At 64.7% G+C, this 13,931-nt stretch carries 8 protein-coding genes; 6 read left to right on the top strand and 2 right to left on the bottom strand.

What is annotated here, in order from left to right; genetic code table 11:
* Positions 1 to 5: 5 nt before the first annotated feature.
* From dctP to pbpC, 6 genes are all read left to right on the top strand, one after another.
* Positions 6 to 1,019, top strand: coding sequence for a TRAP transporter substrate-binding protein DctP (dctP, locus tag DEJ54_RS03795; RefSeq protein WP_113153396.1), 1,014 nt, complete (start codon positions 6 to 8; stop codon positions 1,017 to 1,019).
* A gap of 119 nt (positions 1,020 to 1,138) precedes the next feature.
* Entirely contained in the window at positions 1,139 to 1,636 is a 498-nt protein-coding gene (locus DEJ54_RS03790) for a TRAP transporter small permease (RefSeq protein WP_113153395.1), read from the top strand.
* The gene (locus DEJ54_RS03785) at positions 1,636 to 2,952 is read left to right on the top strand and encodes a TRAP transporter large permease (RefSeq protein WP_113153394.1); all 1,317 of its coding nucleotides are present in this window, start codon (positions 1,636 to 1,638) and stop codon (positions 2,950 to 2,952) included. The genes DEJ54_RS03790 and DEJ54_RS03785 overlap by 1 nt, the downstream gene beginning before the upstream one ends.
* A gap of 4 nt (positions 2,953 to 2,956) precedes the next feature.
* Positions 2,957 to 3,730 carry an aspartate/glutamate racemase family protein gene (locus DEJ54_RS03780; protein WP_113153393.1) on the top strand — a complete coding sequence of 258 codons (774 nt, stop codon included), beginning with the start codon at positions 2,957 to 2,959 and terminating at the stop codon, positions 3,728 to 3,730.
* Positions 3,731 to 3,863: 133 nt separating this feature from the next.
* On the top strand, positions 3,864 to 9,326 hold the full coding sequence (locus DEJ54_RS03775) for an alpha-2-macroglobulin family protein (protein WP_113153392.1): 5,463 nt from the start codon (positions 3,864 to 3,866) through the stop codon (positions 9,324 to 9,326).
* A 27-nt stretch (positions 9,327 to 9,353) separates the two neighbouring features.
* Positions 9,354 to 11,423, top strand: coding sequence for a penicillin-binding protein 1C (pbpC, locus tag DEJ54_RS03770; RefSeq protein ID WP_113153391.1), 2,070 nt, complete (start codon positions 9,354 to 9,356; stop codon positions 11,421 to 11,423).
* 1 nt (position 11,424) lies between these two features.
* Here the strand turns inward: pbpC and DEJ54_RS03765 are convergent, their stop codons facing one another.
* Positions 11,425 to 12,348 carry a sugar kinase gene (locus DEJ54_RS03765; protein WP_113153390.1) on the bottom strand — a complete coding sequence of 308 codons (924 nt, stop codon included), beginning with the start codon at positions 12,346 to 12,348 and terminating at the stop codon, positions 11,425 to 11,427.
* Between the two features lie 94 nt (positions 12,349 to 12,442).
* On the bottom strand, positions 12,443 to 13,807 hold the full coding sequence (locus tag DEJ54_RS03760) for a sugar transferase (RefSeq protein WP_245447690.1): 1,365 nt from the start codon (positions 13,805 to 13,807) through the stop codon (positions 12,443 to 12,445).
* Between the last annotated feature and the right edge of the window lie 124 nt (positions 13,808 to 13,931).

Genomic DNA, 13,931 nt, shown 5'->3' with positions numbered 1-13,931 from the left:
ATGACATGAACCAAGCAACGACCAGATCGATCGCCAGGACCATCAGACGCGGCCTTCTTGCAACGGCGCTGACCAGCGTTGCCTTTGCCGGGCAGGCCAGTGCGGAAGAAACGCTGAAGGCGATTTCCGCCTTCCCGCAATCACTTGCCTTCTCGCAGAGCTTCAAGGGCTTTGTCGATCTCGTGAACGAGCGCGGCAAGGGCGTCATCCAGATCAACTATGCGGGCGGGCCGGAGATGTTTCCGCCGAACCAGCAGGTAGACGCGGTGCGCCGTGGCGTGGTCGACATGCAGTATGGCCCGGCCTCCTATTATCTGGGCACGATGCCGGAGGCGGATGCATGGGTGGCGTCCACCGTCACGGCCGCCGAGGCGCGCGAGAATGGCGGCTTCGGCATCATGCAGGAGGCGTTCACCAAGAAGCTGGGCGTGAACCTGCTGGCCCATCTCGACACCGGCGTCAAATTCTACATCTACACGATCAACGAGCCCAAGCGGACCGAGGATGGCGGCATCGATCTCGATGGCCAGCGCATCCGCTCGCAGCCGATCTACAACGCCTTCTTCGAGGCGCTGGGGGCCATTCCCGTCTCCGTGCCGGTGCCGGATGTCTATACCGGCCTTGAGCGCAGCACGTTCGATGGTTCGGGCTGGCCCATTGTCGGCATTCAGGATCTCTCCTGGGACAAGTTCCTGCGCTATCGCATCGATCCGGGCTTCTTCCAGACGGATCTCGCCGTGGTGGTGAACCCGGCCAAATGGGATGGCCTGAGCGATGAGGCAAAGAAGATCCTGAACGACGCCGCTGCCGAATATGAGCAGACGTCCTACGACAATTTCCAGAAGGTGATCGAGGAGACCGACAAGGCGGTTCGGGAGAACGGCATGGAGGTCATCGAGCTGGAGGGCGATGCGCAGGCGACGTTCCTGGACCTCGCCTATGACAGCGCCTGGAAGCGCATGAAGGATTCCGGGTCGGAGTATTACGACGCACTGCGCGAAGCGTATTATGACCGCTGATCCCGTGCCGGCGGAAGCCTTGAGCTTCCCCTGACGGGCGATCCCGGAGAGGCGTTTCACATCGCTCCGGGGTTGCCCGCAGGGCATTCCCCCGCACCACTTTTGAAAAGCCGCGCGCCATGTTTCTGCTACGCATCTACAACTGGATCATCAACGGACTGGCTGTGCTGGGTGCAGCCAGTCTCGTTTTCATTTCTGCCGCCATCATTGTCGACGTCGTGCTGCGCAACACCGGTTTCCGGCCGTTCCAGTCGACCAGCGCCATCGTCGAATATGTGATGCTGTTCTCCACCATGGCGGCCGCGCCCTGGCTGGTGCGCAACAACGGGCATGTGGCGATCTCGTCTTTCGTGGGAGCGATGCCTGACGGCGCGCGCCTTCTGGCGGGGCGGGTCGTGCTGGTTCTCGCCATCCTGACGCTTGGCCTCCTGTGCTGGCGCTCGGCGGCGGTGGGGCTGGAAATGGTGCAGTCGCGCGCGGTCGACATGCGCTCCATCAACATTCCCTCCTGGGTTCTTTACGCCATGCTGTCCATGGGCTTCGGCCTGATGGCGCTGGAGTTCCTGCGCATGCTGCTTCGCGGCGAAACCTATACCGGCAGCGGGGGAGCACACTGATGGTCTGGTACGAATCCGCCCTCCTGATGATCGGGGGGCTCCTGTTCCTGATGTTCTTCGGCATGCCGGTGGCCATCGCGTTTCTGGCGATCAACATTGTCGGCGTCTACATCTTCATGGGCGGCATGATCGGCATCGACCAGCTTGTCGCCAATGCCTCCACATCCGTCACCAGTTTCGCGCTGGTGCCGGTGCCGCTGTTTCTCATCATGGGCGAGCTTCTGTTCCACACGGGACTTGCCATTCGCGTGTTCGATGCCCTCGACAAGTGTTTTGGCGGCATCAAGGGGCGGCTTTCCTATCTGACCGTGGGCGGCGGCACGATCTTCGCCACACTGTCGGGATCGTCCATGGCCAACACGGCGATGCTCGGCACGACGCTGATGCCCGACATGATCAAGCGCGGATACAAGCCGCACATGATCATGGGGCCGATCCTGGCGACCGGCGGTCTGGCCATGATCATTCCGCCATCCTCGCTGGCCGTGCTGCTTGGTTCGCTGGCGCGGATCGATGTGGGTGCGCTGCTGATCGCGGGGCTGGTGCCGGGGCTGCTTCTGGCGGCGCTGTTCATCGCCACGATCCGCATACAGATCGCACTCGATCCGGATGCCGCCCCCGGCTATGCGGCGGAACGGGCGAGCCTTTCCGAGATCATGCGGGCGGTTCTGGTGGACGTCATGCCCATGGGCATCGTCGTGTTCGCGGTGGTCGGGCTGATCCTGCTCGGCTGGGCGACGCCGACCGAATCCGCGGCCTTCGGCGCGCTGTCCGTCGTCGTGCTGGCGGCGTGCTATCGCACGCTGAGCTGGCAGGCCGTGGTGCGCTCGCTGACCGGCACGCTCAAAGTGTCGGCCATGATGCTGATGATCATCGTCGGCTCGACCACCTTCTCGCAGATCCTCGCCTTCTCCGGCGCGTCTTCGGGCCTGATCTCGTTTGCCACCAGTTTCGAGCTCAACGCCTATGTGGTGCTCGCGGTCATGTTCCTCGTGCTTCTGCTTCTCGGCATGTTCATGGATCAGCTTTCTATCATGATGCTGACCCTGCCGATTTTCATGCCGCTGGTCGGGCTCTACGGGTTCGACCAGATCTGGTTCGGCGTGGTGATGCTTCTGGCGCTGGAACTCAGCCTTGCGACCCCGCCCTTCGGTCTCCTGCTCTTCGTCATGGTTGGCGTGAGCCCGAGGGGGACGACCATCGGGCAGGTGGCGCGGGCCGCGCTGCCCTACATCGCCTGCACGCTGCTTTTGGTCGTGCTGCTTGCGCTTTTCCCGCAGCTGGCCCTCTGGCTGCCGGGCCTCATCAGGAGCTGACGTCATGAAGATCTGGTATCAAAGCTATGTCGATTACGAGAATGGCGCGGGCTACTGGGATGAACTGAGAAAGCATCTCGATGCCATTGTGGACCCCGGCACTGAGATCGACATCAAGGGCATCACCCCGCATGACAGCTACGCCCACGCCATCGTGGAGTTTCGCTGCGCCCGCGAGGTGATCTGCAATGCGGTGCGGGCCGAGCGCGAGGGCTATGACGCTTTCATCATCGGGCATTTTCAGGATGCCGGCCTCTATGAGGCGCGGTCGGTGGTCGACATTCCGGTGCTGGGCATGGGGGAGGCGTCCATGCTGCATGCCTGCCAGCTTGGCCAGCGCTCGGGCATCGTCACCATCAACCGGCGTTACATTCCCTGGTTTCACCACCAGATCGGCAAATACGGTCTCGGCGAACGCGTGACCGGCGTGCACGCCATGGATTTCGAGCCGGGGCAGATCCTTGCCGCCTTCGGTTCCGATGAGCGGCTTGAAACCGTACGCGCCCTGTTTGAGGAGCAGGCCCGGCCGCTCGTGGATGAGGGCGTGGATGTGCTCATTCCCGGCGGCGGCATTCCCATGCTGCTGTTCTCGCAATTGCAGGCGCACCGGGTGGATGGCGCGCCGGTGATCAACGGCATTCCGATTGTCGTGAAGCTGGCGGAAATGGCCGTGAAGCTGAAGGGGCTGACCGGCCTTGGCGTCAGCCGCACTTCGGATTTCGTCAAACCGCCGGAAGAGATCATCGAAGAGTTCATGACCCATCCCAGGGGTCTGTAAGCATAAAAGGGTCTGTAAGCATAAGAGGGCGTCTTCGCGCCTTTGGACAATAATTCTCCGGGCCTGTTGACTGGCTTTTGCAAAGCTGTCCCAATATCAAAGGGACGATATCGGCAGCGCCTGGAGGATTGCTATGCGTGCGGCACGCGGACTCTCCCTGTTTTTCATTTTTGTTTTCGGGTTTGCAGCAATGGCTGCCGCGCAGGATGCGCGCCGGATCGTGACCAGCGAGAATGCCGATTATTTCGGCTTCGACCTGCGCACCGAAAAGGATGTGACGCTCGACCAGTGCAAGGCAGTGTGCCTTGCCGATCCGCAGTGCCGGGCCTTCACCTACAACACCAGCGCGCAATGGTGCTTCCTGAAGTCGGATTTCAACCGCCTCGATCCGTTCGAGGGCGCGGTGGCCGGCAAGGTGGTGGTGAGCGGCGCTGCTGCCGATCTTGGCGCGCCGCCGGCGCTGCGCTTCGTGCCCGACCACGTGCTGCGCGAGGCTGATCAATATCGTGACGAGGTGCTGCGCACGCAGAATGCCGTCAATGCCGGCTTCGCCGCCCTGACCGCCGCAGGCGGGCAGGCGCTTGCGAACAATGATCCGCTCAATGCGATCCGGGCCTATACCGCAGCCCTTGTGGTGGAGCCTGACAATGCGGGCCTGTGGTCTCGGCTCGCGCGCGCCGCGACGGTGGCGCAGCCAGCCGGCGACATGAACCTCTATCGTCTGCAGCGCGCCGGCACGGGGGCGGCCGTGAACGCCTACAATCTGTCGCGCAGCACCGATGACCGCGCCGAGGCGCTGGCCGTTCTTGCGCCGGCTCTTGAGCGGCGCAATCTCTTCCGCCCCGCACTCAGCGCCTATGAGGCGAGCCTGGCGCTCAGGACCGCGCGCGATGTGCAGGAGGCCTATGCCGATCTCAAGCGCCGCAAGGGGTTCCGCGTGATCGATCATTCGGTCGATTCCGACAGCGCCACGCCGCGCGCCTGCGTGCAGTTTTCCGAGGAGCTGGTGAAGAGCGGCGTCGACTACGCCCAGTTCGTGACCGTCGACAATCTGCGCTCCTTCGCCGTTGACCGCAGCGACAAGGAGCTTTGCGTCAGCGGTCTGAAGCATGGCGAGCAGTACCGCATCGTCATCCGGCAGGGCCTGCCGGCGGCCATTGGCGAGGTGATTGCCGAGCCGGTGCCGCTGGAAATCTACGTGCGGGACCGTGCGCCTTCGCTGCGCTTTACCGGCGACAATTTCGTGCTGCCGTCCTCGGCGCGCCGGGGCATCCCGTTTGTTTCCGTGAATGCCGACAGCGCGACGCTGTCCGTCTACCGCGTTGGTGACCGTGCGCTGGCGCGTCTTCTGAGCGAGGGGCAGTTCCTGCGCCAGCTCAACGAATATGCGGTGGACGAGGTGGCCGACCAGATGGGCGCGCCCGTCTTCGAAGGCATGATCGAGGTGGACGCCGAACTGAACAAGGATGTCGTCACCAGCATTCCCGTCGATGAGGCGGTGCCGGAGCGCAAGCCCGGCGTCTACATGATGACGGCGGTGCCGGAGGGCGACCGGAGCCAGAACTGGGACAACCGCGCCACGCAGTGGTTCCTTGTCTCCGATATCGGGCTTTCCACCTTTGCCGGCGAGGACGGGCTTTCGGTCTTCGCGCGCTCGCTTGCGAGTGCGAAGCCGCTCGACGGTCTGAAGCTCAGGCTGGTGGCGCGCAACAATGAGGTGCTTGGCGAGGCGGAGACCGATGGCGATGGCCATGCGCGGTTTGATCCCGGTCTGGCGCGCGGTTCTTCCGGTCTCGCGCCGGCGGCGATCATCGCTGAAAACGGGACTGAGGATTTCGTCTTCCTCGACATGACGCGCGCGGGCTTCGATCTTTCGGATCGTGGCGTGACGGGGCGTCCTTCGCCCGGACCGCTCGACGTGTTCGCCTGGACGGAGCGTGGCATCTATCGCGCCGGCGAAACGGTGCATGCGAGCGCGCTCACGCGCAATCCCGCTTCGGATGCGGTGGAGGATCTGCCGCTGACCTTCATCTTCCGCCGCCCCGACGGCGTGGAGGATCGGCGCGTCGTTTCTGATGGCGCGGCGCTTGGCGGTCATGCGGTGGCGCTCGATCTGCCCGGAAGCGCGATGCGCGGCACCTGGGCGCTCGGCATTTATGCCGATCCGAAAAAGCCGCCGCTGGCCGAAAAGAATTTTCTGGTCGAGGATTTCGTGCCCGACCGCACCGAGTTCGAACTTGCGAGCGCGGATGAGACCGTGCCGGTCGGCGGTGTGACGGATGTGACCGTCGATGGCCGCTATCTCTATGGCGCACCGGCGGCGGGGCTTGCGCTTGAAGGCGAACTGACGGTCGCGCCGACGCGCGAATGGAAAGCCTTCCCCGGCTATGTCTTCGGCCTCGATGACGAGGAGGATGTGGAGGCGCTGCGCGTTTCGCTGCCCGGTCTGCCGGAGACCGATGCGGAAGGGCAGGCGCAGTTCCCGGTGGCGCTGGATGGCGCGCCATCCACCACGCGTCTCCTGAAGGCGGATGTCAGCGTGCGTATGCGCGAGGCCGGCGGCCGCGCCGTGGAGCGCGCGCTGGAGATCGGTGTCGAGCCGGAAAGCGCGATGATCGGCCTGAAGCCGGAATTCACCGGCGGTCGCGTTGCCGAGGGTGCCACGGCGAATTTCCGCGTGATCGCGGTTGATCCGAAGGGCGAGCGTATCGCCATGGACGCCCTCGAATGGAAACTGCTGAAGGTGGAGCGGCACTATCAGTGGTATCGCGATGGCGGTTCCTGGAACTATGAGCCGATCACCACGACGAGCCTCGTGCGCGAGGGAACGGTGGACACGAAGGCCGACAGCGAACCGCAGATTGGCGTTTCCGTGGACTGGGGGCGCTATCGCCTCGAGGTGGAAAGCCCGGATGCGGGCGGGCCGATTACCAGCGCGGCGTTCGATTCCGGCTGGTATGTGGAGGCCGGTTCCACCGAGACGCCGGACGGGCTGGAAGTGGCGCTCGACCGCGACGCCTATGCGGTGGGTGAGACGGCGAAGCTGAAGATTTCGCCCCGCTTTGCCGGCGAGGTTCTGGTGACGGTGGGTTCCGAGAGCCTGCTTGAAACCTTCACCGCAAAGGTGCCGGAAGCCGGCGCGACCGTGGACATTCCGGTGACCGACGCACTGGGGGCCGGGGCCTATGTGACCGCAACGCTGTTCCGCCCCGGCGACGATGCCGAAAACCGCCTGCCCATGCGCGCCATCGGCGTGCGCTGGCTCAAGGTCGATCCGGGTGAGCGTGACCTTTCGGTTGAACTTGGCGTGGAGGAACAGGCGCGCCCCGATGCTGCCCTTTCAATTCCCGTCAGCGTTGGCGGGCTGGAACCGGGCGAAGAAGCCTATGTGACCGTTGCGGCGGTCGATGTGGGCATTCTCAACCTCACGCGCTACGAGCCGCCACAGCCGGACGCCTGGTATTTCGGCCAGCGCATGCTGGGCATCGAAATGCGCGACATTTACGGGCGGCTGATCGACGGTTCGCTCGGCGCGATGGGCCGGCTGCGCACCGGCGGCGATGGCGGCGGCATGGCGCCCACCGGCAGCGCGCCGACGCAGAAGCTGGTCGCCTTCTTCTCCGGCATCGTGAAGGTGGACGATGACGGGAAAGCGGAGGTCTCCTTCGAGATTCCGCAGTTCAACGGCACGGCCCGCATCATGGCGGTCGCCTGGTCGAAGAAGGGCGTGGGCAGCGCGCAGCAGGATGTGATCATCCGCGATCCCGTTGTGCTGACCACCAGCCTTCCGCGCTTCCTGGCGCCGGGCGACGAGGCGCGGCTTCTGCTTGAAATCGCCAACACGGATGGCCCGGCCGGTGACTATCGCCTCACGGTGATGGCCGAAGGGCCGGTGGACGCCGATCTGCGGTCGCTCTCCGATACGGTGACGCTTGAGGCGGGCGGCAAGGCCACGCTCTCCGTGCCTGTTTCGGCGACGAACCAGACGGGCGAGGGCGCGCTGACGGTGGCGCTTGCGCATGAGAGCGGGCTTGCCGTGGAGAAGAGCGTGCCCCTGCCGGTGCGGCCTGGTGTGATGCCGGTTGCCAGCCGCAGCGTGGTGACGCTTGCAGCCAATGGCGGCAGTGTCACGCTGGACGGCGCGCTTCTGGAAGACAGCTTTGCCGAGAACGCGTCGGTGAGCCTCAACATCTCGCGGGCCGACGGGTTCGACATTCCGGCACTTTTGATGTCGCTCGACCGCTATCCTTATGGATGCACGGAGCAGACCACGAGCCGCGCGCTGCCGCTGCTCTATGTGAGCGAGCTTTCAAAGGCTGCGGGGCTGGAAGAGGATCCGGCGCTGAAGGGGCGCATTGAGGACGCCATCACAAGCGTGCTTGCCGCGCAGTCTTCGTCTGGCGGCTTCGGTCTCTGGGGACCGGGATCGGGCGATCTGTGGCTCGACGCCTATGTGACGGACTTCCTCACCCGCGCCGGCGAGCAGGGCTTTGCCGTGCCAGAGGCGGCGATGGGCCAGGCGCTGCAGAACCTCTCGAACACGCTCGCCTATGACACGGATGTCTCCTCGCGCGGCAGCGAGATCGCCTATGCGCTTTATGTGCTGGCGCGCAACCGCAAGGCTTCGGCCGGTGACCTGCGCTACTATCTCGACACGCGGCTCGATGAGTTCTCCACGCCGCTGGCCCGTGCGCAGCTTGCTGCGGGTCTCGCTCTCTATGGCGATGCGGAACGTGCGGAACGGGGCTTTGCCTCCGCCTTCCGTCTCGCTCAGGGCATGAGCGGGCGTTACACGGCGCGCTCCGATTACGGATCGCGTCTGCGCGATGGTGCGGCGATGCTGGCGCTGGCGGCGGAAAGCCGGCCCGAACCGGCGCTGGTGCCGCAGATGATCGATCTGGTGGCCGATGTGCGCGGTGACACGCGTTACATGAGCACGCAGGACGAGGCGTGGATGCTTTTGGCCGCCCGTGCGCTGAGCCAGTCGAGCGACGATTTGCGCCTGACCGTGGACGGCAACGCCCATGCGGGCGCATTCTCGCGGCGGCTTTCGGGACTGGAGATCGAGGCCGCGCCGCTGACGGTGGCCAATCAGGGCAACGAGCCGGTCGATGCGGTGATCACCACCGTGGCCGCGCCGCAGCAGCCGCTGCCGGCGGGCGGCGAGGGCTTCACCATTGAGCGGCGCTACTACACGCTGGACGGTGAAGAGGCGAATGTCTCCGACGCACGCCAGAACGAGCGCTATGTGGTGGTGCTGGAGATGATGGAACAGAACGCCTGGCCTTCACGCGTTCTGGTCTCCGACCTGTTGCCGGCGGGCTTCGAGATCGACAATCCGCGCCTGGTGGGCAGCGCCGAACTGGCGAATTTCGAGTGGCTTGGCGAGACGGATGCGGTTCACACCGAGTTCCGTGACGACCGCTTCATCGCCGCCTTCGACCGCAATGGCGGCGGCAAGTTCCGGCTCGCCTATGTGGTGCGTGCGGTGACTCCGGGCGTCTACACGCATCCGGCGGCGAGCGTGGAAGACATGTACCGTCCGCAGCTCTCCGCCCGCACGGCCACGGGCTTCATGGAGATCGTGGGGCAGTAGGCGGCGGCGATGAAAACGCGTCGACATATGCGCCGGGTTGCCATGGCCGCTGGCCTTGCGGCCCTGCTCGCCATTGGCGGGGCGGTGACGCTCGACCGGCTGGACGCCGCCTATCCGCCGCCGCTTGATCCCGCCCCGCTTTCGGTGGAGGTGCTCGACCGAGACGGGGCGCTGCTGCGGGCCTATGCGGCGTCTGACGGGCGCTGGCGTCTGCCGGCGGATATCGACACGCTCGACCCGCAGTTTCTCAAGATGCTGGTCGCCTATGAGGACAAGCGCTTCTGGTCGCATCCGGGTGTCGACATGCGCGCGCTTGGCCGCGCCGCATTGCAGCTCTTGCGGAACGGGCGCATCGTCTCGGGCGGTTCAACACTGTCGATGCAGCTTGCCCGCCTCACCGAGCCACGCGCGGCGCGCAGCTTCAGCGCCAAGTTTCGGCAGATCGCGCGCGCGCTTCAGATCGAACGCAGGCTTTCCAAGCGGGAGATCCTGGAGCGCTACCTGACGCTCGCGCCCTATGGCGGCAATCTTGAAGGGGTGCGCGCGGCGAGCCTCGCCTGGTTCGGCAAGGAGCCGCTCAAGCTGGGGCTGGAGGAGGCTGCTCTTCTGGTCGCCCTGCCGCAATCGCCGGAAGCGCGCCGGCCTGACCGGCATCCGCAGACGGCAAAAGCCGCGCGCGACCGGGTGCTTGCGCGCATGGCGGGGGCTGGCGTCATCATCGAAAGCGAGGTCGCGCGCGCGTCTGAGGCGAAGCTTGCCGGGCGTCGTCTACCCATGCCTGCCTATGCCGCGCATCTGGCCGATGCGGTGGTGCAAGCGGAACCGGATGAGCGTGTGCATCACCTGACCATCAGCCGGCGCGCGCAGGCGGGCCTTGAGGAAGTTGCCGCCAGAGCGGCGCGCGGGCTGGGGCCGCGCGTTTCCGTGGCGATGGTTCTGGCGGATGCGCAGACCGGCGCGGTGCTCGCGCGGGTCGGGTCGGCAGGCTATTTCAACGCCGCGCGCGCCGGCTGGATCGACATGAGCGTGGCAGAGCGTTCGCCGGGCTCCACGCTCAAACCCTTCATCTATGGCCTTGCCTTCGAGGAGGGGCTGGTGATGCAGGAAACCATGATCGAAGACCGGCCCGGCAATTTCTCGGGCTATCGTCCGCGCAATTTCGACATGGCCTATCAGGGCGATGTTTCGGTGCGCACGGCCTTGCAGATGTCGCTCAACGTGCCGACGATCCGACTGCTCGATGCGCTGGGGCCGGTGCGGCTGGTGGCGCGCATGCGACGCGCTGGCGTGCCGCCCGCTCTGCCGCCCGGAGAGACGCCGGGCCTTGCCATCGGGCTTGGCGGTGCGGGGCTGACGCTGGAAGGGCTGGTGCAGCTTTATGGCGGGCTCGCCAATCGGGGGCGGGTGCGCCCGCTGCACTATCTGGACGATGCAGAGATTGCCGCGCATCCCCCTTCCGTGCTGACGCCACAGGCCACATGGCAGGTCGCGGACATCCTGTCCGGTGTCGCGCCGCCCAGCGCCGCGCCGCGTCTCGGCATCGCATACAAGACGGGCACGTCCTATGGCTACCGCGATGCGTGGTCGGTGGGCTATGACGGGCGGCATGTGCTGGGCGTGTGGGCCGGGCGGCCCGATGGCGGCGCGGTGCCGGGGCTGACCGGCTATCTGGCTGCCGCTCCCATCCTGTTCGAGGCATTCTCACGCTCGGGCGTGGGCATCGTTCCATTCCCGCCTGCACCGGCAGGCGCGATCCGGCTTGCCGCGTCCGATCTTCCGTTTCCCATGCGGCGGTTCTCCGTCTCGGGCGGCGGGTTTCGCGCCGGTGCACCGGTGGAGCCCGCGCCGGAAATCGTGTTCCCGCCGCAGGGTGCGCGCATCGATGTGGGGCTTGCGCGTGGGGCGCGGGTCATGCCGCTGGCGCTCAAGATCAATGGCGGGCGCGCGCCGTTCCGCTGGCTGGCCAATGGCGAGCCGCTGCCGGACGCCTATCGGCGGCGCAGGGCAAGCTGGGTGCCCGATGGCGGCGGCGCATCGACCCTGACGGTGATCGACGCGGCCGGACGTTCCGCCAGCGTCGATGTTTTCCTGGAATAGATCAGGCGGCTTCCGCGAGCGCCTTCAAAACTGTTTCGCGCATGGGCATGGGAGCGACTGCGCCAAAGCCCTGTGTGGAAAGGGCAGCGGCCGCATTGGCGTAGCGCGCTGCCTCGAACGGGTCGCCATGGCGATTGAGCTCGGCGAGGAAATTGCCATCGAACGTGTCGCCCGCACCCGTGGCGTCCACGGCGCTGACCCTGATGCCGGGCACGCGGCGGCGCTCGTCGGGCGTGGCGACGAGGCAGCCATCCTTGCCGAGCGTCAGCGCGACGATGCCTGCGCCAAGGCCCAGATAATGATCGGCGATGGCGTCCGGGTCGCTTATGCCGACGAGCTGCTCGGCGTCTTCCAGACCGGGAAGCGCGATGTCGGCCTTGCGCATGGCGGCTTCGGTCAGCGCACGGGCGCGCTCGAGCGGCCACAGTTTCAGGCGCAGATTGGTGTCGAACGAGATTTTGGCGCCGGCGGCGCGGGCAATGTCGATCGCTTCGAGAACCGCATCGCTCGCATCGGCGCTGATGGCCATGGAGATGCCCGAGACATGCAGGATGTCGGCATTCTCGATGGCGCTGCGGGGCAGGTCGCGCGGGGCGACGCGGCTCGCCGCCGAACCCTTGCGCAGATAGGAGAAGACGTGGCCGCTCTCGCCATGGCTGACGAAGTAGACACCCGTATGGGCATCCGGATTGCGCAGGACATGGCGGGCGTCCACGCCATTGTCTGCCCAGAGCTGCATCAGGCTGTCGCCGAATTCGTCTGCGCCGAGCGCGGTGAAGAACCCGACCGATGCGCCGGCGCGCGCGGCTGCGATGGCGCAGTTGGAGGTGTCGCCGCCATGGCCGAAGAGGTAACGGCCCGTGTCGTCCACCTGGTTGAACTCGATCAGCGGTTCGCCCATGCAGATGATCTTCGGATGGCTCATATCGGCAGTCTCCTCCTGTTGTCGCAGCGTGCGCGGGCTTCTCTTTAGAGCATTTTTATTGCGGGTGGAATGTTGTGCCGTGTACGGGGGCGCTTCAGCGTGCGCCGCGCCCGAACAGGACGGTTCTGATCGTCGAAAGGATGATCAGCATGTCCAGATCAAACGACAGGTGCTTGATGTAGTAGAGGTCGTAGGAGAGCTTGGTGATCTCTTCCCGGGTCGTGCTTGCATAGCCGGAATTCACCTGTGCCCAGCCGGTGATGCCCGGAAGAACCATGGTGCGGTGAATGAATTTGGGCTCTTCCGCCTCGCTCGCCTGCGCCACGTATTCGGCCACGGGGCGTGGGCCCACTAGGCTCATCTCGCCGCGCCAGATGTTGAGGAGCTGGGGGAGTTCATCGAGCCGCAGCCGGCGCAGAAAACGGCACCCCCTGATGATGCGGTCGTCATTGACCTGCGTTGAGCCGCCCTGGCGGCCATGATGCATGGTGCGGAACTTCAGCATGTTGAAGGAGCGGCCGCCATAGCCCCGGCGTTGCTGCACGAAGATGGCAGTGCCGCCATCCAGCATGCGGATGTAAAGCCAGATCACAAAGCCCAGCGGCACGGTGAGCGGCACTGTGATGATGACGGCAAACAGATCCAGCGCGCGCTTGGCCTTGGAATAATAGATCTGGCTGGGCGAGTAGGCGAGATGGGAGACGTCGAATGCATCGACATCAACCCGGCCATCGCGCAGTTCGAGAAAATTGAACCAGGGCGTGACATCGACGCCGACCATATAGGCCTTGGTCAGAAAGCCGGACCATTCGGGATTGTGATGGGTCTTGCTGTCGATCAGGATGCGGTCGTAAGCGCCGATATCGGCATTCTTGTCGGTGATGACGGCGACCTTGCCTGAAAGGCGGGAGGCCACCTGCCTTGCGCCTGGAAAATCCAGAAGCGCAATGTGATCTTCCAGCGAGCGGTGAAGACGCAGATTGGCAATCGACATCAATACGTTCGCGACCAGATAGGCGACCAGCAAAGCAGAATAACTGATCCGAATGCGCAGGCCCGAGAGAAAGGCAACGGCCGTTGTGAAGACCACGAATGTGATGAAGATGGCGATCGTGAACGTGTTTCGTTGCCGGCGAAAACCAAGCAAGGCGAGCGCTATGACGAAAGGCAGCGCCAACAGGATCGCGCAGACGATGGCGAGATTGCCCCAGTCGCTGCGCGAGGCATTCAGGATGAAGGCCGTATAGACAAGGCATTGAAGAACGCCCGCCGCGAGGATTTCCGGCAGCATGGGCCGCAGGTTGCGCAGCAGCCGGCGCTTGCGCAGGGATGCTCCGCAATCGAGAACATCTTCAAGATCGGGCGTTGCCTCCAAAGACGGGCTGCGCTTCGCAGCGCGTCTGGCCTTGTCCTCAACGGGAGCGGACTTTTTTCCCGTTGGTTTGGAGGCGTCGTTCAAATCTTGTTCCTGTCCAGCATGCACAAGCTACTATCATTGCGCTTTGCCATATGTTGATCACCTTCGCAATCTTCAGTTGGTTATGTTTTATTTACAACCAGTTGGAAGCAAGTAATTCATGAAA

This window comes from Nitratireductor sp. OM-1 (genome assembly GCF_003296175.1).
GTDB lineage: Bacteria > Pseudomonadota > Alphaproteobacteria > Rhizobiales > Rhizobiaceae > Nitratireductor > Nitratireductor aquimarinus.
The sequence above is the reverse complement of the archived record's forward strand: the minus strand, read 5'-3'. Positions and strand labels throughout refer to the sequence as shown.

Coding starts and splice junctions, on each gene's coding strand:
- DEJ54_RS03775 (WP_113153392.1), top strand. CDS start 3,864: ATGCGTGCGGCACGCGGACTCTCCCTGTTTTTCATTTTTGTTTTCGGG.
- DEJ54_RS03790 (WP_113153395.1), top strand. CDS start 1,139: ATGTTTCTGCTACGCATCTACAACTGGATCATCAACGGACTGGCTGTG.
- DEJ54_RS03785 (WP_113153394.1), top strand. CDS start 1,636: ATGGTCTGGTACGAATCCGCCCTCCTGATGATCGGGGGGCTCCTGTTC.
- dctP (WP_113153396.1), top strand. CDS start 6: ATGAACCAAGCAACGACCAGATCGATCGCCAGGACCATCAGACGCGGC.
- DEJ54_RS03765 (WP_113153390.1), bottom strand. CDS start 12,348: ATGAGCCATCCGAAGATCATCTGCATGGGCGAACCGCTGATCGAGTTC.
- DEJ54_RS03780 (WP_113153393.1), top strand. CDS start 2,957: ATGAAGATCTGGTATCAAAGCTATGTCGATTACGAGAATGGCGCGGGC.
- pbpC (WP_113153391.1), top strand. CDS start 9,354: ATGCGCCGGGTTGCCATGGCCGCTGGCCTTGCGGCCCTGCTCGCCATT.